The following is a 21,779-nucleotide window of genomic DNA, read 5'->3' on the forward strand; positions in this document are numbered from 1 at the left end:
GCCGTGCGCCAAGCTCAGCGGCTGCTGGAGCGCACGCGGAAAAGCTCGTCGAGGATCAGGCAGATGGCCCCGATGGTGATGGCCGTGTCTGCCACGTTGAAGGCCGGGAAGTGCCCGCCCACGAACAGCGGCGAGAGCCAGCGCCAGTGGAAGTCGAGAAAGTCCACCACGTAGCCGTGCCACACGCGGTCGAGCACGTTGCCGATGGCGCCACCGAGCAGGCTCGCCATGGCGAAGCTGAAGAGTTTCTGGTGCGGGTGGGTGCGCAGCATCCAGACGATGAAGGCTGCCGCCCCCACGCCGATGCCCATGAACAGCCAGCGCTGCCAGCCGCCCGCGTGCGACAGAAAGGAAAACGCAGCCCCGTAGTTGTGCACGCGCACGACGTTGAAGAACCCCGTCACCACGGTGCCGTCGCCGAGGCCGTAGGTGGCCACGATGAGGTACTTGGTGAACTGGTCGAGCATGAGCCAGAGCGCCGCGAGCGACAGCCACAGCGCCAGGCTGACATTGCTGCTGCCATGGCTGTTGCTGCCGCGAGCACTGTGCACGCGGCGCACGCCGTTGGAGCGGGAGCGGGTGGCGGCCATTCAGGCAAACTCCCGGGTTTCGCCGCTGCCGAACAGGTTGCTCACGCACCGGCCGCAGAGGGTGGGGTGGGCGGCATCGTGGCCGACGTCGTCGCGGTAGTGCCAGCAGCGCTCGCACTTGGCGTCCTGCGACGCACTCACTTCCACCGACAGGGCCTCGCCGCTGCGCAGGGTGACCTGGGAGGTGATGAGCACGAACTTGAGGTCGCTGCCCAGGCTGGCGAGCAGGGCGTGGTCCTCGGGCGCGGCGGTGATGACGAGGTTGGACTGCAGCGAGGAGCCGAGCTGGCCGGCGGTGCGCAGTTCCTCGATCTGCTTGTTGGCCACATCGCGGATCTGGCGCAGGCGCTCCCACTTGGCAAGCAGGGCATCGTCGCCCGAGGGCAGGCCGTGGAAGGTTTCCAGGAAGATGGAGGGGCTGTGGCCGATGAGCTTCCAGGCCTCTTCGGCGGTGAAGCTCAGGAAAGGCGCCATCCAGCGCAGCATGGCCTGGGTGATGTGCCACAGGGCGGTCTGGGCGCTGCGGCGGGCATGGCTGCTGGGGGCCGTGGTGTAGAGGCGGTCCTTGAGCACGTCGAGGTAGAAGCCCCCCAGATCCTCGGAGCAGAAGAGCTGGAGCTTGGCCACGACGGGGTGGAATTCGTAGACCTGGTAGTGGGCCAGCACCTGGGACTGGAACTCGGCGGCGCGGGTGAGGGCCCAGCGGTCGATTTCGAGCAGCTCGTCGAAGGGCAGGGTCTGCGTGGCCGCATCGAAGTCGCTCGTGTTGGCGAGCAGGAAGCGCAGGGTGTTGCGGATGCGGCGGTAGGCGTCGATCACGCGGGCCATGATCTTGTCGTCGCCGGCAATGTCGCCCGAGTAGTCGCTGGAGGCGACCCACAGGCGGATGATTTCGGCGCCCCACTTCTTGTAGGCGTCCTGCAGGTCGATGCCGTTGCCGAGCGACTTGCTCATCTTGCGGCCCTGGCTGTCCACGGTGAAGCCGTGGGTGAGCAGGCCGCGGTAGGGCGCGCGGCCGTTGAGGGCGCACGACAGCAGCAGCGAGCTGTGGAACCAGCCACGGTGCTGGTCGTGGCCTTCGAGGTAGAGGTCGGCCTCGGGGCCCGTGTCGTGGTGCAGGGCGGGGTGCGAGCCGTGCAGCACGTGGCTGAAGGTGGAGCCCGAGTCGAACCAGACCTCCAGAATGTCGGTGCTGCGGATGTAGTGCGGAGCGTCCTCGGGGCCGAGGATGTCTTCGGTGGGCGTGCGGCTCCAGGCCTCGATGCCGCCCTGTTCGATGATGCGGGCGGCCTGATCGAGGATGTCCATGGTGCGCGGGTGCAGCTCGCCCGTGGCCTGGTGCATGAAGAAGGGAATGGGCACGCCCCAGCTGCGCTGCCGCGAGATGACCCAGTCGGGACGGTTGGCGATCATGTCGCGCAGGCGGGCCTTGCCGTTCTCGGGGTAGAAGCTGGTCTGGTCGATGGCGGCGAGCGCCATCTGGCGCAGGGTGTAGGGGGCCTTGTCTTTGGTGAATACGCCTTCGCCCTCGTCCATGCGGATGAACCACTGGGCCGTGGCGCGGTAGATCACGGGGGTCTTGTGGCGCCAGCAGTGCGGGTAGCTGTGGGTGATGGTTTCGGTGGCCAGCAGGCGGCCGGCGTTGCGCAGGGTGTCGAGAATGACGGGGATGGCCTTCCAGATGTGCTGGCCGCCGAACAGCGGAAAGTCCGGCGCGTACTGGCCGTTGCCCTGCACGGGGTTGAGGATCTGGTCGGTGGTCATGCCGTGCGCGACGCACGAGTTGAAGTCGTCCACGCCGTAGGCAGGAGCCGAGTGCACGATGCCGGTCCCGTCGGCGTCGGTGGCGTACTCGGCCAGATACACGGGGGCGAGGCGGCGGTAGCCGGGGTCCACGTCGTACAGGGGATGCTCGAACTCCAGCCCGTCAAGCGCCTGGCCCTTGACCGTGGCCAGCACGGTGCCTTCGAGGCCATAGCGCTGCAGGCACGACTCGACCAGCGAGCGGGCCAGCACCAGCAGACCCTTGGGTGTGTCGACCAGCGCGTAGTCGATCTCGGGGCCCATGTTGAGGGCCTGGTTGGCCGGAATGGTCCAGGCCGTGGTGGTCCAGATGACGACGTAGGCATCGCGCTCGAACGGGGCCACGCCGAAGGCGGCCGCCAGTCGGGCGGGGTCGTGCGCGCGGAAAGCCACGTCGAGCGTCTGGCTCTTCTTGTCCTGGTACTCGATCTCGAACTCGGCGAGCGACGATCCGCAGTCGAAGCACCAGTACACGGGCTTGAGTCCACGGTACACGAAGCCGCGTTCGATCACGCGCTTGAACACGCGCAGCTCGTTGGCCTCGTTGGCGAAGTTCATGGTGCGGTAGGGGTTGTCCCATTCGCCGAGCACGCCCAGCCGCTTGAAGTCGGCCTTCTGCTGGGCGATCTGTTCGGTGGCGTAGGCGCGGCTCCTGGCCTGCATCTCGTCGCGGCTCAGGCCCCGGCCGTATTTCTTCTCGATGGCGTTCTCGATGGGCAGGCCGTGGCAGTCCCAGCCCGGCACGTAGCCGGCATCGAACCCGTCGAGCTGGCGGGCCTTGTTGATCATGTCCTTGAGGATCTTGTTGACCGCATGGCCCATGTGCAGCTGGCCGTTGGCGTAGGGCGGGCCGTCATGCAGGATGAACAGCGGCGCGCCATGCCGCGCGGCGCGCAGGCGGGTGTAGAGGCCTTCGTCCTCCCACTCCTTGATCCAGCCCGGTTCCCGCTTGGGCAGGTCGCCGCGCATGGGGAAGGGGGTGTCGGGGAGGTTGAGGGTCTTGCGGTAATCGTGTTTCTGGTCGGACATGATGGTGGAGAGATGAAAGGGGGTGTCCAGGCTGCGTGCGGCAGGGGAGGGAGAAGGCGGAAGGGAGCGGACGGATGCGGGCCGGATGCTCAGGCGGCAGCCGGCGCAGCCGTGGCGCCGTCGGGCTCGGCCGCCGTCAAATTCGGTCGCGTGTGGTCTGGCGGCGCGTCTCGCTGTGGCGCGAGGCAAACCAGTCGCGTGCGTCGGCGCAATCCTGGGCAATGCCCTGTTGCAGGGCTTCCAGACCGTCGTATCTGCGCTCTTCGTGCAGTTTGTGCAGCAGTTCCACGCGCACGATTTTACCGTATGCCCCTTCCGGGCCCAGGGCGGCCGGCCATTCGAGGCAGTGGGTTTCGAGCAGCACGCGGCCGCCGTTGACATCGTGGGGATCGAGGGAGGGGCGCACCCCCATGTTGGCCACGCCGGGCAGGGGGCTGCCATCGGTGGTGAGTCCGTGCACCCGCACCACGAAGATGCCGCTGGCAGCAGGCTTCCAGTGCGCGAAGCGCTGGTTGAGGGTGCGGATGCCGAGTTCGCGGCCGAGCTTGCGGCCGTGCACGACGTGTCCGCTGATGGTGTAGGGGCGGCCGAGCAGGCGCGCGGCTTCGGCCATGTCGCCCCGGGCCAGGGCCTCGCGCACCTCGGTGCTGCTCACGCGGATGCCGGGATCGGCCGGCAGAGCCTGTCCCGGCGTGGCGGGACGGGGCACCTCGTAGCTGTTCATGCGCGAGACCTCGAACCCCAGGGTGCGGCCAGCCGCGTCGAGCATGGCGTAGTCGCCGGCGCGCCGTGCACCGAAGCGGAAGTCATCCCCCACGAGCACGTACTGCGCGCCCAGGCCGTCGACCAGCACCTGGCGGATGAACGCTTCGGGCGACAGGCTGGCCAGAGCCTCGTTGAAGGGCAGGATCACGGTCTGGTCGATGCCTGCGGTCGCCAGCTCGCAGAGCTTGTCGCGCAGGGTGGCGATGCGGGCCGGGGCCAGTTCGGGTCTGGAGAACTTCTCGGCAAAGAAGTCGCGCGGATGCGGCTCGAAGGTGAGGGCGCAGGCGGGAAGACCCCGGTTGCGGGCCTCGTTGCGCAGCAGGGCCAGCATGGCCTGGTGGCCGCGGTGCACACCGTCGAAATTGCCGATAGTGAGTGCGCAGGCAGGCGCCAGGTCGGGGTGTCGGAAGCCGCGGAAGATTTTCATGACGGGCTATTATCCACCGACCGCCCGCCGTCCATCATGGCCGGCAGCATCCAACCCCGCAACCCGTTGCGCATCGGGCCGGGCCATCATGGCTGATCGGCCACGAGCAGGGCCTTGTACCGGGCGGCCGTCTGGCTGCAGATCGGAGCGGTGCCGGGCTGGGCAGCCAGCTGCAGCAGGGGGCGGTCCCAGCTGGCGGTGTACTGCTGGCGCAGCTGCCGGATGTCGTACCCATGGGCCAGGGCATGCTGGGCTTCCGGGGCAAGGAGAGGCGTCTGGCCCGGCAGGCAGCTGGCCAGCATCACGTGCAGGGGCAGCAGGTCGCGGGCGGTGTTTTCGACCGTGTGGGCCTTGATGTCGGCCGGGCGAGGCACGGCGGTGCGTGCCACTTCCAGCCAGTGCTGCGCGGCATCGGCATGGCCGCTGCGTGCGGCATGCATGGCGAGGGCCTCGGCCGTGCGCAGCTGCTGCAGCGCGGGAAGGGAGGAGCGGGAAGCCGAGGCGTCGAGCACCTGGGCCAGCCAGGCGGCGAGCCGGTCCGCGAGTGCGGTCCGCGAGGCCTCGGCCGGCAGGCGCACCAGATCGGCCAGCATCTGCGTCTGGGCCTGCAGCGCCACGGCGGACAGGCGTCCATCGGCCTGCACGGGGGGCTGCGCGAGCCAGGGGGCGACGCGCTGCTGGAAGCGCTCGGCCCGCTGCTGCAGCTCGGGCAGGTCGGCCATTTCGGATTCTTCGCGCTGGCGGTAGTGGGCCACGGCCAGTCGGGTGCGGGCCGCATCTTCGGCGGACACGAGTCCGGGCACCACTGTGGCCCAGTAGGCCAGATTGGCCACCAGTCCGCTGGCTTCCTGCTGGTCGTCCATGGCGCGCACCAGGGCGCGGGAGCTGTAGATGCTGCCCACGGCCAGCGCTACGAGGGCGGCGGCCGTGGCGGCGACGGTTCTGGCTTTCATGGCGGACGATTATCCCCGAACTCTCCGGGGCGGTCCCCTCACGGGGAGAGTGGAGTGTGGCTGGCAGTGGAAAAGCCGTCTGGTCAGGCTGCTCCGACGACGCTCCAGAGCATGGCCACGACGGCGAACAGCATGACCGCAGTGGCCACCCAGCCCAGCACTTCCAGTCGGATCGAGAGCGTGAACTCGCCCAGGATGTCCTGCCGGCGGCCCAGCCACATCATCATGGCCATGATGGGCACGGCCGCGACGCCGTTGACGATGGCGCTCCATACCAGGGCCTTGATGGGGTCGAGCGGGGTGAAGTCGAGCAGCAGCCCGCCGATGGTGGCGAGCACCAGCACGGTGTAGAAGCCCTTGGCTTCGGTCATGCGGTGGTTGAGGCCCGAGCGCCACTGGAACACGTCCGCCACCGCGTAGGCGGCCGATCCGGCCAGCACGGGCACGGCGAGCATGCCTGTGCCGATCACGCCCAGCGAGAACAGCAGGAAGGTGAAGTCGCCGGCAATCGGGCGCAGCGCCTCGGCGGCCTGCTTGCTGCTCTGGATGTCGGTGACGCCGTGCTGGTGCAGGGTGACGGCCGTGGCCAGCATGATGCAGAAGGCGATTACGTTGGAGAACAGCATGCCGACGTTGGTGTCGAGCTGGATGCGCGAGAGGTGTTCGCGCATGAAGAGCTGGTCCTGTGCCACGGGCTGGGCATTGAGCTGCTGGCGCAGCTCGGCTTCCTGCGACGCCTGCCAGAAGAACAGATAGGGGCTGATGGTGGTGCCCAGCACCGCCACCACCATCATCCAGTACTCCGAGCTCTTCTGCATCTTCGGCAGCAGGGCTGTGTGCACCATGATGCGCCAGTCCACCTGGAGCATGAGCAGCACCGCCACATACGAGAGCAGGGCCAGCGTGAACCACTTGAGCACGCGCACCATGGACTCGTAGTTGAGCCAGACCGGAATGACGGCACACAGCAGCCCGAAGATGAGGGCATGTCCATGCTGCGGACCGCCCACCACGAGCTGCAGGGCCTCGCCCATGGCAGCGATGTCTGCGGCGATGTTGAGGGTGTTGGCCAGAACGAGCAGCAGCACCATGGCCAGCGCCAGCCAGCGCGGCATGACGCGGCACATGCTGCTGGCCAGGCCCTTGCCGGTCATCCAGCCGATGCGTGCGCTCACCATCTGGATGCCGATCATCAGCGGCGCCGTGAAGATCAGCGTCCACAGCAGCCCGCCGCCGAACTGGGCACCGGCCTGCGAGTAGGTGGCGATGCCGCTGGGGTCGTCGTCCGCCGCACCGGTGATCAGCCCGTTGCCGAGCTGGTTGGTGAGTTTCTTGGCGTGGCGGAAATACTGCATGCAATCCCCTGGGAAAAAGAAAGAGACAACGGGGCGCGGCGCACCCTGGGGGCAGGGTGCTGAGGCTGGGCGGGATTATCCACGAGTATGTGACGGATGTGTGTCCATCTGTCTGCTGCATGCTGCAGGTGGCCTGGCGGAGTCGGTGGTGGCCTCTGGCATGGTCGGCGTTCCCATGGCGCCGGAAGCGCGGGCCGGACGCATGCCGGATAATGGCAGGATGGTTCAGCGCAATATCGTCATACTCATTTCCGGCGGCGGCAGCAACATGGCCGCGATCGTGCAGGCATCGCTGCGCGCACATTGGGCACAGCGCTTCGGCGCACGGGTGGCTGCCGTCATCAGCAACAAGGCAGAGGCGGGCGGACTGGCATTTGCCCGCGAACATGGCATCGCCGCCGAGGTGGTGGATCACAAGGCCTTTCCCGACCGGCAGGCCTTTGATGCCGCCCTCGCGGCATGCATCGACCGCCACGAGCCGGCACTGGTCGTGCTTGCCGGGTTCATGCGCATCCTCACGCCGGAATTCGTCGCCCGCTACGAGGGGCGCCTCCTCAACATCCATCCCTCCCTGCTGCCGGCCTTCCCCGGTCTGCACACGCACCAGCGCGCCATCGAGTCCGGGTGCCGCTTTGCCGGTGCCACGGTGCACCAGGTCACGGCCGAGCTCGACCACGGGCCCATTCTGGCCCAGGCCGTCGTGCCTGTGCTGCCGGACGATACAGCCGACACGCTGGCCGCCCGGGTCCTCACCCAGGAACATCTGATCTATCCGGCCGCCGTAACCTCCTGGCTGGAGCAGCAGACGGCACGCGCCGCACGGGAGCTGGCATGAGCGCGCCCCATCAGTCCGACCGGCCGGATACGCCGGACGTCCCGGACGTGCTGGTGACCGTGCCCGCACCCTCCGACATCGTGGTGGCATGGCCCGAAGCGCCGCAGCTGCTGTTTCTGCTCTTCCACGCGGCGGGCGAACAGCCTGCCTCCCTGCTGCCGCTGGCCCAGCGGCTGGCCGCCCAGTTTCCGCAGGGCGTGGTGGCCTGCGTGGCAGCGCCCCATGCGTGGGACGAAGGGGCAGGCTTCCAGTGGTATTCCCTGCGCGGACTCACGGCCGGCAATCTGCGCGAACGTACCCAGCCAGCGCTGGCCGAATTCGCCTCCACCGTCCGCGCCTGGCAGCGGCAGTGCGGGCTGGGCCCCGAACGCACGGCCATTGTGGCCCATGGGCAATCGGCCATTCTGGGGCTTGAGGCACTGGCCCAGCTGCCGCCTTTCTGTGCACGGCTGTTTGCCATAGGTGGGCATTTCGTGACCCTGCCTGCGCACCTGCACGACCAGACCTCCCTGCACTGGCTGCACGGCCGGCTCGACGCCACAGTGCCCTACCAGGCCGCCATCGAGGCCGCTGCACACCTCAAGGCACTCGATGCCGACTTCTCCGTCGACGTGTTCGCAGACACCGCCGCGGGCCTCACCGACGAAATGGGCGACCGCATCGTGCACCTCCTGCAGAACCACGTGCCCCAGCGCATGTGGCGCGAAGCCATGGCCAGCGCCGGCGCTACAGACGAAGACGGCGAAGCCTCTTCCAGCCATCCGCCCGCACCCGGCCCCACACTGCACTGAATGCCTGCGCGCCCATGGGAGCGCAGAGGGACTGCGCTTGCCTGTCCCGAGCAGTGAGTTCGTAGACCCTCTGGCCCTGCCTCGTTTCCACGCACATCCAGTCATGCAGCCAGACGTCCGATTCCCCGGATCACCCGAGGCAGGAAACCGCTGGCCGAATGTTTCCCCTGGGCGGGTCTCCAATCCGAAGTGCCACACTGCTCAACCGGGCAATGTCCGCATATGGAATCGAGATACAGGCATTTGCAAGCTGAAGTTGGCTTCGCGTCAGTTGCGGAGTTTCGGCAACCAGTAAGGCGTGAGCCATGGAGCCCGGAGTCAGTCTGTTTCTATGCCCCATTCCAAAAGACACAGGCCCCTTCAGGGGCTGAAGGGGCCTGTGGGCAGTCCAGGGCACTCGGCCTGCTGGCCGGGCGCGGAAGTCAGGCTGCGTCGGTCTGGGCCGGGGTGCGCAGGCGGGCGGCGCCGAGGGCTTCCTCGGTCAGGCCGTGCCGCTGCAGCAGCTCCGGCAGCGGCTGGCGCAGGGCCAGCGCGGCGGCGGCCATGCCCATGGCGGGGCTGGACTGGATGCCGTAGCCTCCCTGTCCGGCGACCCAGAAGAAGTCGCTGATGGCATCGTCGTAGCCGTTGACCATGGCGCCGTCGGATGAGAAGGTGCGCAGGCCGGCCCAGGTGTGGCTGGGGCGGCGGATCTGCAGGGTGGTCATTTCCTCGATGTGGTAGATGCCGGTGGCGACGTCGAGTTCTTCAGGTTGCACGTCATGCGGCGTGGTGGGGTCGGCGTTGGCGGGAGAGCCGAGCAGCTGGCCGGCATCGGGCTTGAAGTACCAGTCTTCGCCGATGCCCATGACCATGGGCCAGGCATGCACGTCGACGCCTTCAGGGGCAGGGAAGGTGAAGGCCGAGCGGCGGCGGGGTTCGAGCCCCAGGGGCTGGACGCCAGCCATGGTGGCGATGGTGTCGGCCCAGGCGCCTGCCGCATTGATGAGCACCTTGGCGGTGTAGGTGGTGCCGCCGGCCGTGACCTGCCACAGGCCATCGTCGCCCCGGGCGATGGCTTCGACGCCCGCGTTGCACACGAGGTGGGCACCCTGCTGGCGTGCGCCGTGCAGATAGCCGCCGTGGATGGCGTGCACGTCCATGTCGGCAGCCTCGGGGTCGATGATGCCGCCGAGCACTTTGTCGCGCCGCAGCACCGGGACCAGCGCACAGGCTTCGTCGGCGGTCAGCTTGCGGGTGCGGGGGTTGAGGTTGCGGAACACTTCCCATTCGAGTTCGAGCATTTCGGCCTGCTGGGGCGAGGCCACCGTCAGGGCTGCCCGCGGGATGACGAGCTCGTGTTCGCTGAACCCTTCGGGTGGGTGCAGGAAGAATTCCTGGCTGGCGACCGACAGGCGGCGGACCTGCAGCGGGCCGTAGCCTTCCATGAAGTGGGCGGCCGATCGTCCGGTGGAGTGGTAGCCGGGCTGGGACTCGCGTTCGAGCAGGATGATGCTCGCGTGGGGGGCAAGCCAGTAGGCGGTGGATGCGCCGGCAATGCCTGCGCCGATGATCAGATAGTCAGCATGGGTCGGAGTGGTGGAGGTCATGATGCGTGAGGGGAGGCCTGAGGGTCAGGAAAAGCGCCGGTGTCAGCGCAACCGGGTTGCACCAGCTTTGTGAGTGGGTGTCCGGTTGTCAGCTTCATGCAATATTCGCGCCAGTTTGGCGCTCTTTTGGTCTGCTCCATGCTGGTGCACCCAGGGGCGGAGGCACAGTGCCCCATCCCGGGGGGCAACCGCGTCTTCTGCTCCAGGATGGCGCACCGGGAAGTGGCGTTCAGGCCGTTTCGGCACAGGAGGCGTCCGCGGTGCGGGTGGGTTGGCCGAGGCTCTTGAGGATGTCACGCACCAGCATGGCGCGGTCCACGGGCTTTTCGAGTGCGCGCTCGATGCGCAGCTTCTCGTTGCCTGCGAGCTTGACGGCCCTGTTGCCCTGGATGAGCCGGATGATGGCGAACGGATCGACCGGGGGCTGGGGCTTGAAGGTGATGGTGATGACGCTGGGAGCGGCTTCCACCTTGGCCACGCCATAGGGCTGGCTGAGCACGCGCAGGCGATGGACCTGGATGAGCGTTTCGGCCTGCGGGGGGAGCTTGCCGAAGCGGTCGACCAGCTCCTCGACCAGACGGTCGATCTGCCCTGAAGTCTGGGCGGTGGCGAGTTTCTTGTAGAAGGACAGGCGCAGGTGCACGTCGCCGCAGTAGTCGTCCGGCAGCAGGGCAGGGGCGTGCAGGTTGATTTCGGTGACGGCATGCAGGGGGCTGAGCAGATCCGGCTCCCGACCGGCCTTGAGGGCCTTGACGGCCTCGGCCAGCATCTCGTTGTAGAGCTGGAAGCCGATTTCCATCATGTTGCCGCTCTGGTTCTCGCCCAGTACTTCGCCGGCGCCCCGGATTTCGAGGTCGTGCATGGCCAGGTAGAAGCCGCTGCCGAGCTCTTCCATCTGCTGGATGGCTTCGAGGCGCTGGGCCGCCTGCTTGGTGAGGCTTTCCAGGTCGGGCACCATGAGGTAGGCATAGGCCTGGTGGTGGCTGCGGCCCACCCGCCCGCGCAGCTGGTGGAGCTGGGCGAGGCCGAACTTGTCGGCGCGGCTGATGAGAATGGTGTTGGCGCTGGGCACGTCGATGCCGGTTTCGATGATGGTCGAGCACAGCAGAATGTTGAAGCGCTGGGCCACAAAGTCGCGCATCACCCGTTCGAGCTCGCGCTCGGGCATCTGGCCGTGGGCCACGGCGATGCGGGCTTCGGGCAGGATTTCCTGCAGCTTCTGGCGCCGGTTCTCGATGGTTTCGACCTCGTTGTGCAGAAAGTAGACCTGGCCGCCGCGCTTGAGCTCGCGCAGCACGGCCTCGCGGATGACGCCGCTGCTCTCGCTGCGCACGAAGGTCTTGATGGCCAGGCGGCGCTGCGGCGCGGTGGCGATGACCGACAGGTCGCGCAGTCCTTCGAGCGCCATGCCCATGGTGCGGGGAATGGGGGTGGCAGTGAGGGTGAGCACGTCGACTTCGGCGCGCATCTTCTTCATCTGCTCCTTGTGGCGCACGCCGAAGCGGTGTTCCTCGTCGATGATGAGCAGCCCCAGGTCCTTGAAGTGCACGTCGCTCGACAGCAGCTTGTGCGTGCCCACCACGATGTCCACGGTGCCGTCGGCCACACCGGCGAGTGCGGCCTGGACTTCCCTGGAGTTGCGGAAGCGGGAGATTTCGGCCACCTTGATCGGCCACTTGGCAAAGCGGTCCTTGAGGGTCTGATAGTGCTGCTCGGCCAGCAGCGTGGTCGGAGCCAGAAAGGCCACCTGCCGCCCGCCGGTGACAGCCACGAAGGCCGCACGCAGGGCCACCTCGGTCTTGCCGAAGCCCACGTCTCCGCAGACCAGACGGTCCATGGGGCGGGGCGAGACCATGTCCTGGATCACGGCGTGGATGGCCGCTTTCTGATCGGCGGTTTCCTCGAAACCGAAGTCGTTGGCAAAGACCTCGTAGTCGGCTGCCGAGAAGCGGAAGGCGTGGCCTTCGCGGGCGGCGCGGCGGGCATAGATGTTGAGCAGTTCGGCCGCGCTGTCGCGCACCTGTTCGGCCGCCTTGCGCTTGGCCTTTTCCCACTGGCTGCCGCCGAGCTTGTGCAGGGGCGCTTCGTCCGGGCTCACGCCGGTGTAGCGGCTGATGAGGTGGAGCTGGCTCACCGGTACATAGAGAGTGGCGTCGCCGGCGTATTCGAGGTGCAGGAATTCCTGCAGCTCGGGCTCGCCCTGGGCGTTCTTCTGTCCCATGTCCATGTTGACGAGGCCCTGGTAGCGCCCGATGCCATGGGCGCTGTGCACCACGGGATCGCCCACCTTGAGTTCGCTGAGATCCTTGATGAGTGAGTCGACATCGCTGGCATGTTCCTGCCGGCGGTGCCGCCGGTGCTGGGCGCTGCCGTTGCCGGCAAACAGCTCGGTTTCGGTGACGAGGTCGATGCCCCGTTCGTTCCACGCGAAGCCTTCGGCCAGCAGCGAGGTGGCCAGCGCCACTTTTTCGGGGCTGGCCTCGAACTCGGCCAGCGTGTCCATCACCACGGGCTGGACTCCGCTGGCCCGCAGAAAGTCGAGCAGGCTCTCGCGGCGGCCGGCGCTTTCTGCCAGCAGCAGCACCCGGTGCGGGGTGGCGCGGATGTGTGCCTGCAGGCGCACGAGCGGATCCTCGGTGCCGCGGCGGGCCGCCACATCGGGCAGGCGGTCGAATTCGGGGTAGGCGGAAGGCTGGGGCTCGCCCCCATTGGCCAGTGCCTGGCGCCGCAGCGAGAGCTGGGGGAAGGGCTTGGCATGCAGGTAGAACTGGTCGGCGCTCAGGAACAGGGTCTCGGGCGGCAGGGCCGGGCGGTCGGGGTCTCCCGAAAACAGACGATAGCGCTCGCGCGTGTCCTGCCAGAAGCGCTGGAAGGGCGTTTCCAGATCGTCGTGCAGCACCACGGTGCTGCCTTCGGGCAGGTAGTCGAACACCGTGGCGGTCTGCTCGAAGAACAGGGGCAGGTAATACTCGATGCCTGCGCCGGCCAGACCGTCGCCCATGTCCTTGTAGATGCGGCTGCGCGTGGGGTCACCCTCGATGCACTCGCGCCAGCGGTGGCGGAAGCGCTGGCGCGCATCCTCGTCCATCGGGAACTCGCGTCCCGGCAGCAGCCGCACTTCGGGCACCGGGTAGAGGCTGCGCTGGCTGTCGGGGTCGAAGGTGCGGATGCTGTCGATCTCGTCGTCGAACAGGTCCACCCGGTAGGGCTGGGTCGAGCCCATGGGGAACAGGTCGATCAGGCTGCCCCGCACCGCATATTCGCCGGGGCTCACCACCTGGCTGACATGGGCATAGCCGGCCAGCGTGAGCTGGCGTCGCAGTGCGGCTTCGTCGAGCTTCTGGCCGGTCTTGAAGTGAAAGGTATAGCCAGCCAGAAACGAGGGCGGCCCCAGCCGGTAAAGCGCTGTTGTGGCCGGGATCAGCACCACGTCCGCCCCATCCTCGCGGTGATGCTGGCTGATGCGCCACAGCGTGGCGAGCCGTTCGCTGATCAGGTCCTGGTGGGGCGAAAAGCTGTCGTAGGGCAGGGTCTCCCAGTCCGGGAACATCACGCACCGCAGGGCGGGATCGAAAAAGGGCAGCTCCTCCTGCAGGCGTCGGGCATCGGCCGCATCGGCCGTCACGATGGCCGTGCACCGGCCCTCTGCCTTGTCGCGCGCGGCCATCTGGGCCAGCAGGGCCGCATCGGCCGATGCGGGCGGACGCGGGAGGGTGTAGCGATGACCGGGAGTGAGCTTGGGGAGATCCATGGGGCAGACAGACAGAACGACAGGCGATGCGAACGACAGCGGACAGAACGGATGGGGCGCCACCGCACAGCCGTGCAACAGCAACTCCACCCCACCACTGCCCGACATGGAGATGCCGGCCAGGGCAGGGAGAGCCGTGCCGCATGGCAGCCCAGACCGCTGGCAACCATTGTAGAGATGGGGATGCGGGGCTGCCCTCGCAAGGGTGCCCGCCCCCTGGGGCGGCAGGGTTGCGCCACAATACGCCCACCTCAGCGTCTGCAGCATGGCTGCTGCGCATTCCTTTTGTTCTTCAGTCTGTCATGTCGAACCCTTCAGATACTCCCCGCATCCTGGCGCTTGTGCCGTGTGCCGGCAGCGGCAGCCGCGCGGGCACCGCCATGCCCAAGCAGTACCAGCCCGTGGCAGGCCGCGCCATGCTGTGGCACGCCCTCGTGGCATTCGCGCAGGCCCCCTCGGTCGACGCCAGCCTGCTGGTACTGGCGCCGGACGATGCGGGCTTTGCAGCCCAGCCCTGGCCTGCAGAGCTGGATCCTGCGCGCCTGCAGGTTGCCCGCTGCGGCGGCAGCAGCCGTGCCGAATCGGTGCGCAATGGGCTCCTGCATCTGCGCACGGCCGGGTATGGGGAGCAGGACTGGGTGCTGGTGCACGACGCCGCGCGCTGCCTGATCACGCCCGAACAGATCGAGACCCTGGTAACAGCCTGCCGCAGCGATCCCGTAGGGGGGCTGCTGGCCCTGCCGCTGCCGGACACGCTCAAATCGGCTGTGGTGGATGCAGCGGCACCGCGCGTGCACGGCACAGTCTCCCGCGCCGACAAATGGCTGGCCCAGACGCCCCAGATGTTCCGTCTGGGGCTGCTGCTGGCTGCCCTCGATGCCGGCCTGTCCGAAGCGCCCGAAGCCATCACCGACGAATCCAGCGCCATCGAGCGCCTGGGACATGCCCCGTTGCTTGTGCGCGGAAGCGCCCAGAACTTCAAGGTCACCTATCCCGAGGACTTTGCCCTGGCCGAAGCCGTGCTGCAGGCCCGCGCCCATCCATCCCTCGCCATCTGACGGCTTTCGGCGCTCAGAGGCAGCGCAGGCGCTCCGGCCGGCGATGCGACAATGCATCCCATGACGCATACCGCCCATTCCCATCCGGTTCCCTTTCGCATTGGCGAGGGCTGGGACACCCATCAGCTCGTCGAAGGCCGCGCTCTCTGGCTGGGGGGCGTCCTGATTCCCCACGCCAAGGGGCTGCTCGGCCATTCCGACGCCGATGCCCTGCTGCATGCCGTGACAGACGCTGTGCTCGGTGCGGCCGGCATGGCCGACATCGGCACCCTGTTTCCCGATACCGATGCCGCCTTCAAGGGGGCAGATTCCCGTGTCCTGCTGACCGAGGCCATGCGCCGCGTGGCGGCGTCCGGCTGGGTGGTGGGCAATGTGGACTGCACGGTCGTGGCCCAGAAGCCGCGGCTTGCGCCCTACAAGCAGGACATGGCCGCGCAGATCGCCACCTGTCTGGGCATTGCGCCCGCTCAAGTCAACGTCAAGGCCAAGACGGCCGAGAAGCTCGGCCCGGTGGGCGAGGAGCGCAGCATCGAGGCGCGCGCCGTGGCGCTGCTCGTGCGCCAGCCCGACTGACCGGGAATCAGCCCGGCGCCGGTGCCGTCAGGACATCCGGCAGGCTCGGGGCTTCCGGCAGAGCCGCTCCCGATCTCACTCCCTGAGATGCACGCCCCTCAAAATGTCAGGGGCGCAGGGGAGCTGTCTTGTGCAGCAGCACATCGGCCTGCAGGCCCCCCTGGGGCCGGTTGCTGAGCACAAAGGTGCCCCCCATGTGCTCCACCACTTTCTGCACGATGGCCAGTCCGAGCCCACTGCCCACGGCCGAGGTACGTGCCTCATCCGCCCGATAGAAAGGCTGGGTGAGGCGGTGCAGGATGTCCTCGGGCACCCCGGCGCCGTGGTCAAACACCTGGAGGTGCACCAGCGAGCCTTCCATGCGGGCATGCACTTCCAGCTCGGTCACCTCGGTGCCGGGCGTCTTGCCATAGCGGCGCGCATTTTCCATGAGGTTGGACACCACACGTGCCAGTTCCACCTCGTCGGCATAGACCTGGAGCGATTCCGGCACATCGACATGGATGTGGATGTCTTCCGAGTTGCGGTACGGATAGGCGCTCGCCACCACCACATCCGAGAGCGCAATCACCGACATCTTCATGGAGTCCGGGCGCGCATAGTCCATGAACTTGTTGATCACGGCGTCGAGCTGTTCGATGTCGGCCACCATGTAGTCGCGCGCTTCCTGATCGGTCACGCTCATCTCGGCCTCGAGCCGCAGGCGCGCCAGCGGCGTGCGCAGATCGTGCGAGATGCCGGCGAGCATCACGGCGCGCTCCTGCTCGACCTTGGCCATCTGTTCGGCCATGCGGTTGAAGCCCACGTTCACCTCGCGCAGCTCCTTGACCGAGACGGTCTCGTCCAGATGTCCGGCGTTGAAATCCCCGCGCTTGATCTTTCCCATGGCCATGCTGAGCTGCTTGAGCGGCCGGTTCACCAGACCGGCAATTACCGCAGCTCCGAGCAGAGAAAGCACCCCTGCCATCGCCATCCAGATCAGCCAGGTAGCCCCGCCGACGGGATTCACGCGGGAGGCATCGGTCAGCAGCCAGTAGGCGTCGGTGTCGATCGTGAAGCCGATCCACAGCCCTTCCTCGCCGTTGACCGAATCCGCCACGATGGTCTCCGGCCCCAGCCGCGCGCGCAGCTGCTGAATCACCCGTTCGTTGAGCTGATCCTGCGAGATGCGCTCGATCTTGTCGTCGGGCTCGCGCGGCAGGATGCGCACGCCTTCCTCTTCGGCCAGCGTTTTCATGAGCGCATAGCGCGTGATGGAATCCGAATAGATCAGCGCGGCGCGACTCAGGTTGACCAGCGACGCAATCTGCTGGGCCGTCTGGGTGGCACGCGGTCCGAAGTCCAGCCATCGAATGGTCATCAGCCAGCCCGTGGTGCTCACCGTCAGCATCAGACCAATCATGAAGAACGAGCGCCAGAACAGCGTGAGCTGCCAGTGCGGCGCGGCCGTGCTGCGGCTGGCGTCCACCGGCTGGCGTGTGGTGCCTGCAGGCAGCTGTCCCATCGTGCCCGAGCGCGGGCGGGGAGAGGATGCGTCCGGGGTGTCGCTGTCAGTATTTCCGGGTGTCAGCGAGGAGGGCGCCATGCCGTCGTCCGCACCAGTGGCGGTGCTGCCATCCGCCGCATTTGCGGCAGACGATGCAGAGACAGGGGCATTGTCGGGTTCTGCTCCTTCCGGCGCCGCAGCGCGTGCAGACTCCTCGCCATCCTCGGGCGGCGGGGCTGGGAGAGAGAGGGTAGGGGGCAGTTTCACGTCGATGGGGCCCGGAACGAATCATCAGGGCATGAAAACGTCACACACTCACGCCGTGAGTGGAACTTTGCCGTTCGATTCTGGCAGAGACCTCGCCATGCCAGCAGAGCACAGCACGGCGAGAGGTCGAGAGCATGGGAAACGGCGAGGCGTGGAAATTTCCGGCGTCAGGCGATCAATTGCTGTTGCCGCCATCCGGCACGAAGACATACCCCACGCCCCATACCGTCTGGATATAGCGGGGCGATGCCGGGTCGGTCTCGATGAGCTTGCGCAGTCGCGAGACCTGCACATCGAGGCTGCGGTCGAAGGGCTCGAACTCCCGTCCACGCGCCAGCTGGGCCAGTTTCTCGCGCGACAGCGGCTGGCGCGGGTGCCGTACCAGCGCCTTGAGCATGGCAAACTCACCCGTGGTCAGCGGCAGGTCCTCGCCGTCCTTCTTGAGGGTGCGGGCGCTGAGGTCGAACACGAAGTTGCCGAAGCTCACGCTTTCCGATTCGGTCGAGGGGGCACCGGGTGCTTCCACGGTCGGGCGACGGCGCAGCACGGCATGTACGCGGGCGAGCAGCTCGCGGGGGTTGAAGGGTTTGCCCAGATAGTCGTCGGCACCGATCTCGAGCCCGACGATGCGGTCCACATCCTCGCCCTTGGCCGTGAGCATGATGATGGGGGTGCGGTCATTGGCTGCACGCAACCGGCGGCAGATCGACAGACCGTCCTCGCCGGGCAGCATCAGATCCAGCACGATCAGGTCCACGGTTTCGCGCAGCATGATGCGATTGAGGGTCTTGCCGTCTTCCGCGACCATCACCTCGAAACCTTCCTGACTCAGGTAGCGGCGCAGCAGGTCGCGAATGCGTGCATCGTCGTCGACGACTACGATTTTGTCCGGCCGCGCAGGGTTTGCCTGGTTCATGGAGCTCCTCCGTCAATTTGTAACACGAGAAGATATTAGGCGCCAAAAGGGCAAAATCCAGTGTTTTTAGTCGGCTTTTCACACTGTTACACATCTTTCGGCGCAGGGCATGTTGTGACAGTGCGTGGTCTGGATTCGCGGGGCCTACGGGGTATCCTTGGACTCAACCACGCCTGACCAGTCATCAGGAGAAAGCGAACCCTCCACACGGGGACGCTCTTTCGCAGTGCGGTTCGCAGCAGGCGTGCTGGCGAGCCGAGAAAGAGATCCACGGACATCATCATGAGCAGTACCTTTTCATTGCGTGCCGTTCTTGCAGGAGCACGGCATGTTCCGATCCCTGCCGCCGTCCCCAGCGGCGTGCACACCCGCATGCTGGCCGCCCTGGCAGGGCTGCTTGGCCTGTGCATGGCCAGTGCCGCGCACGCGCAGTGCCCCATTTCCGTACCGCGCCAGGATGTGCAGTTCCCCGGCCCACCCGCCCGCTATGACCTGCGGGAGAGCGTCAGCGCCCAGCGCGACAAGGAGTGCATGCAGGGCGTGCATCCGCGGCGGCTCTCCAAGCAGGAGCTGCGCGAGCTGCGCAAGGCCGTGAGAACCCAGATGATGTACTCGCGCCGACAGGCCGCATCCCATTCCCGCTGACGGCGGTGGCAAGGCAGGGCAAGCCGGCTTGCCTGCCATTCCCGTTTCCCATTTCTTCGATTGCTGGGATTCCCATGACGACACGAACCCTTTCTGTTTTCCGCCCCATGCTGTGCGTGGCTGTCTGTGCAGCTGCCGCCACGGCCACGCTGCCTGCCAGGGCCGCGGAAGATTCCTCTCCGATGATGAATGTGGTGGAGCTCAGCGGCAAGGGGGCGGTGCAGGTGCAGCAGGACATGCTGCGCATGGTGCTCGAAACCACCAGGGATGGCAGCGATGCCGCAGCCGTACAGTCCACCCTCAAGCAGGCCCTGGATCAGGCGCTGCAGGTGGCACGGCCCCAGGCGGCGCCCGGGCGTCTGGATGTGCGCACGGGGGCCTTCACCCTGTATCCGCTGCGGGATGCCAAGGGGCGCATCACGGGCTGGCAGGGCCGGGCGCAGCTGATTCTGGAGGGAACCGACATTGCCCGCATCAGCAGTCTGTCGGGACGCATTCACAGCATGACGGTGAGCGACATCGGATTCGACCTGAGCCCCGCAGCACGCCGCAAGGCCGAGTCGCAGGCGCAGGAGGAAGCGATTGCCGATTTCAGGGCGCGTGCCTCCACAATCGCGCACAGTTTCGGTTTCCAGGCGTACACCGTGCGCGAAGTGGCCGTCCGTGCCGACAATGGCGGCCTGCCGCGTCCCTACATGGCCCGCATGGCCGTGGCATCGACCCGGGCGGTGGATGACGCAACGCCCATGCCAGTCGAGCCCGGAGCCACCACGGTGCAGGTGACGGCGAGCGGCGCCGTGCGGATGCACTGAGCAGGAGCCTTGCCAGCCCGGCGCAGCGCCCTTGCCACAGGCGAGCAGCCTCCATCACAGTCACTGCATGGAGACGCAGCGAGGCGTGAAAGCCCGTGTCCTTTTGGGTGTCGACAGAATGGCTGGCTGTGCGCACGGGACAGCCCGCGGTCGCTTACAGCTCTTCGACGCGGCGAGGAGGATAGCTGTCCCAGCTCTGGCAGCCCGGGCAGTGCCAGAAATGCTGCTGTGCCTCAAAGCCACAGGCCGCACAGCGGTAGCGTGCCAGCGGCTTGATGGCGCGTTGCAGGGCGCGGTCTACCTCGGGCTGGTGGGGATCGTCGGCCAGTTTTTCCCGGTCGAGCCAGCGGGTGGCCGCGATCAGAGAGGGATTGTTCTCCAGGTGCGCGATATAGCGCTCTGCAGCGCCTGCGAGGGGCGCACCACCGAGGGCCGTGGGGGCATCGGGCGCGCCATCCAGCGTGACCAGTGCTTCGACCAGGTCGATCGATGGAGATTGGCCCTGCAGATCCTGCAGGACCTGCACGGCGTGTCGCGTGCGCTGCAGTGCCGGTGCCAGCCGTGCATAGGGCGTGGCGATCAGCGGCGCGAACGGAGGGATGGCCCGCAGCGATTCTTCCAGCAGATCGAAGGCGGCGGCCGGCTCTCCCTGCGCGGCGTGGAGCTCTGCCAGCTGCAGGCGGGGACGTGCTGCCTGCGGTGCGGTCTGGCGGGCCTTTTCCAGCAGCGCCTGGGCGGCTTCGTGGTGCCCACCGGCAGCGAGCTGTTCGGCTTCTTCACACAGGTAGTGGGCACGGCGCTGACTGAAGTCGCCCATGCCGCTGCGCTCGAGCTGCAGGGCTGCTTCGCCCGCTTGCTTCCAGTCGCGCGACCGTTCGTAGATGTGCAGCAAGGCCAGGTGGGCCTGCTGGGCATAGCGGCTGTGTTCGAGCTTGCGCAGGGCGTTTTCGGCATGGTCGAGCAGACCCGCCTTGAGGAAGTCCTTGGCCAGATCGTATTGCGCACGCTCGTGGTCTTCCGGCGGAAGGTCGGCGCGGGCCAGCAGATGTTCGTGCACACGCACGGCCCGCTCGTATTCTCCGCGGCGGCGGAAGAGGTTGCCCAGCGCAAAATGCAGCTCCGCCGTATCCGGGTCCTTCTGTACCGCTTCGACGAAGGCGTCGATCGCGCGGTCCTGCTGTTCGTTGAGCAGGTAGTTGAGTCCCTTGAAGTAGGCGCGTGGCGCGCTGTGATGTTCGAGCCGCAGCTGGCGCAGGTCGAGGCGGGAGGCCAGCCAGCCCAGCCCGAAGGTGATGGGCAGCGCCAGCAGAAACCACAGGGAGTCGATTTGCATAGGTGTGCGTGAGAAAGTGCGCCCGAAGCAGCTGCAGTGTCAGGCGGTCCTGGCGACTGTTCTGTCCCCAGAGAAAACCATCCGGCAACAGGGATGCGAGGAGGCAAAAAACCAGTCTGACGCGGGAATGGGCGCGATCAGGAGTCTACCGCCTTGCCGCCTGGCATGCGCAGGGGCGATCGGGGAGCGCTGTGGTGCTGCGCACAGGAAGTGCAGCAGAGCCCGCGACTCGGCGACGGGACACGGGAAGGACGTTCCCTGCGTGGCCAGAGAGGAAAGGGTGGCGCGCAGGATGAGCGGGTTCACCCGTTGGCCACGCGCGCTTCGCCGGCAGGGGGCGCGTCATCGTGGTCGCCCTGTCGGTCCACGGCTTCGCGCAGGGCCTTGCCGGGCTTGAAGTGGGGTACCCGCTTTTCGGGGATCTCCACGCTTTCGCCGCTGCGGGGATTGCGCCCCATGCGTGCAGGACGGTGGCTGATGGAAAAGCTGCCGAATCCCCTGATCTCGATGCGGTGACCCCGCGCCAGGGCGTCGGCCATGCAGTCCAGAATGGTCTTGACCGCCATTTCGGCATCGCGGTGGGGCAGCTGCGGAAACAGGGCGGCCAGTTCGTCAACGAGATCGGATCGGGTCATGAAAGAGGGAAAAATGCAGAGGCGTGGGCTTGCAGGGAAGGCCGGTACCACCGAGGTGATCCAGCCTGCTTTGCAAACCCCCCGCAGGGCCTGCTGCCACAAGGACAGGCAGGAGTGCGGGGAGCAGCTCCCGGCTCGGGCACCGGTCATCCGCAAAGGGATGCCG

Annotated in this window: 17 protein-coding genes; 6 read left to right on the forward strand and 11 right to left on the reverse strand. The window is 67.1% G+C overall.

Annotation, left to right across the window (positions count from 1 at the left end; all coding sequences use genetic code 11):
- Nucleotides 1–14: 14 nt before the first annotated feature.
- From lspA to ACP2WS_RS06470, 5 genes are all read right to left on the reverse strand, one after another.
- Nucleotides 15–590 (reverse strand): signal peptidase II, encoded by a 576-nt coding sequence (gene lspA / locus ACP2WS_RS06450; RefSeq protein WP_426460032.1) that lies wholly within the window; start codon nucleotides 588–590, stop codon nucleotides 15–17.
- Nucleotides 591–3,422 carry an isoleucine--tRNA ligase gene (gene ileS, locus ACP2WS_RS06455; RefSeq protein WP_426460034.1) on the reverse strand — a complete coding sequence of 944 codons (2,832 nt, stop codon included), beginning with the start codon at nucleotides 3,420–3,422 and terminating at the stop codon, nucleotides 591–593. It abuts the gene before it with no gap.
- A 136-nt stretch (nucleotides 3,423–3,558) separates the two neighbouring features.
- Entirely contained in the window at nucleotides 3,559–4,614 is a 1,056-nt protein-coding gene (locus tag ACP2WS_RS06460; protein WP_426460036.1) for a bifunctional riboflavin kinase/FAD synthetase, read from the reverse strand.
- A gap of 86 nt (nucleotides 4,615–4,700) precedes the next feature.
- Nucleotides 4,701–5,567 (reverse strand): hypothetical protein, encoded by an 867-nt coding sequence (locus ACP2WS_RS06465; protein WP_426460038.1) that lies wholly within the window; start codon nucleotides 5,565–5,567, stop codon nucleotides 4,701–4,703.
- An 83-nt stretch (nucleotides 5,568–5,650) separates the two neighbouring features.
- Nucleotides 5,651–6,922, reverse strand: a complete 1,272-nt coding sequence (locus ACP2WS_RS06470) for an NRAMP family divalent metal transporter (protein WP_426460040.1) — start codon at nucleotides 6,920–6,922, stop codon at nucleotides 5,651–5,653.
- A gap of 220 nt (nucleotides 6,923–7,142) precedes the next feature.
- Between ACP2WS_RS06470 and purN the strand changes: the two genes are divergently transcribed.
- Entirely contained in the window at nucleotides 7,143–7,757 is a 615-nt protein-coding gene (purN, locus tag ACP2WS_RS06475) for a phosphoribosylglycinamide formyltransferase (protein WP_426460168.1), read from the forward strand.
- A complete protein-coding gene (locus ACP2WS_RS06480) occupies nucleotides 7,754–8,548 on the forward strand; it encodes an alpha/beta hydrolase family protein (RefSeq protein ID WP_426460042.1) in 795 nt (264 codons plus the stop codon). The genes purN and ACP2WS_RS06480 overlap by 4 nt, the downstream gene beginning before the upstream one ends.
- 422 nt (nucleotides 8,549–8,970) lie before the next feature.
- Here ACP2WS_RS06480 and ACP2WS_RS06485 read toward each other — a convergent pair whose 3' ends face one another.
- Both ACP2WS_RS06485 and mfd read right to left on the reverse strand, forming a co-directional pair.
- Nucleotides 8,971–10,137, reverse strand: coding sequence for an NAD(P)/FAD-dependent oxidoreductase (locus tag ACP2WS_RS06485; RefSeq protein ID WP_374493556.1), 1,167 nt, complete (start codon nucleotides 10,135–10,137; stop codon nucleotides 8,971–8,973).
- A gap of 229 nt (nucleotides 10,138–10,366) precedes the next feature.
- Nucleotides 10,367–13,888, reverse strand: coding sequence for a transcription-repair coupling factor (mfd, locus tag ACP2WS_RS06490; protein ID WP_426460045.1), 3,522 nt, complete (start codon nucleotides 13,886–13,888; stop codon nucleotides 10,367–10,369).
- Between the two features lie 302 nt (nucleotides 13,889–14,190).
- Between mfd and ispD the strand changes: the two genes are divergently transcribed.
- Nucleotides 14,191–14,946: a 2-C-methyl-D-erythritol 4-phosphate cytidylyltransferase gene (gene ispD / locus ACP2WS_RS06495; RefSeq protein WP_426460046.1), complete on the forward strand. Its 756-nt coding sequence runs from the start codon at nucleotides 14,191–14,193 to the stop codon at nucleotides 14,944–14,946.
- Nucleotides 14,947–15,006: 60 nt separating this feature from the next.
- Nucleotides 15,007–15,519 (forward strand): 2-C-methyl-D-erythritol 2,4-cyclodiphosphate synthase, encoded by a 513-nt coding sequence (gene ispF, locus ACP2WS_RS06500; protein WP_426460048.1) that lies wholly within the window; start codon nucleotides 15,007–15,009, stop codon nucleotides 15,517–15,519.
- Between the two features lie 106 nt (nucleotides 15,520–15,625).
- Here the strand turns inward: ispF and ACP2WS_RS06505 are convergent, their stop codons facing one another.
- Both ACP2WS_RS06505 and ompR read right to left on the reverse strand, forming a co-directional pair.
- Nucleotides 15,626–17,272: a sensor histidine kinase gene (locus tag ACP2WS_RS06505; RefSeq protein WP_426460050.1), complete on the reverse strand. Its 1,647-nt coding sequence runs from the start codon at nucleotides 17,270–17,272 to the stop codon at nucleotides 15,626–15,628.
- Nucleotides 17,273–17,447: 175 nt separating this feature from the next.
- Complete coding sequence (ompR, locus tag ACP2WS_RS06510; RefSeq protein ID WP_374493566.1) at nucleotides 17,448–18,188, reverse strand: osmolarity response regulator transcription factor OmpR; 741 nt, start codon at nucleotides 18,186–18,188, stop codon at nucleotides 17,448–17,450.
- Nucleotides 18,189–18,470: 282 nt separating this feature from the next.
- On the opposite strand from ompR, the gene ACP2WS_RS06515 reads away from it, so the two are divergent.
- Together ACP2WS_RS06515 and ACP2WS_RS06520 are read left to right on the forward strand one after the other, a co-directional pair.
- A complete protein-coding gene (locus ACP2WS_RS06515) occupies nucleotides 18,471–18,833 on the forward strand; it encodes a hypothetical protein (RefSeq protein WP_374493568.1) in 363 nt (120 codons plus the stop codon).
- Nucleotides 18,834–18,907: 74 nt separating this feature from the next.
- The gene (locus tag ACP2WS_RS06520) at nucleotides 18,908–19,645 is read left to right on the forward strand and encodes an SIMPL domain-containing protein (RefSeq protein ID WP_426460053.1); all 738 of its coding nucleotides are present in this window, start codon (nucleotides 18,908–18,910) and stop codon (nucleotides 19,643–19,645) included.
- Nucleotides 19,646–19,799: 154 nt separating this feature from the next.
- Here the strand turns inward: ACP2WS_RS06520 and lapB are convergent, their stop codons facing one another.
- Nucleotides 19,800–20,978, reverse strand: a complete 1,179-nt coding sequence (gene lapB, locus ACP2WS_RS06525) for a lipopolysaccharide assembly protein LapB (protein WP_374493570.1) — start codon at nucleotides 20,976–20,978, stop codon at nucleotides 19,800–19,802.
- 302 nt (nucleotides 20,979–21,280) lie between these two features.
- Nucleotides 21,281–21,613 (reverse strand): integration host factor subunit beta, encoded by a 333-nt coding sequence (locus ACP2WS_RS06530; protein ID WP_374493572.1) that lies wholly within the window; start codon nucleotides 21,611–21,613, stop codon nucleotides 21,281–21,283.
- Between the last annotated feature and the right edge of the window lie 166 nt (nucleotides 21,614–21,779).

Origin of the sequence: Brachymonas moutaii (nom. illeg.), assembly GCF_049977365.1 — a bacterium.
Taxonomy (GTDB): Bacteria; Pseudomonadota; Gammaproteobacteria; order Burkholderiales; family Burkholderiaceae_C; genus Brachymonas.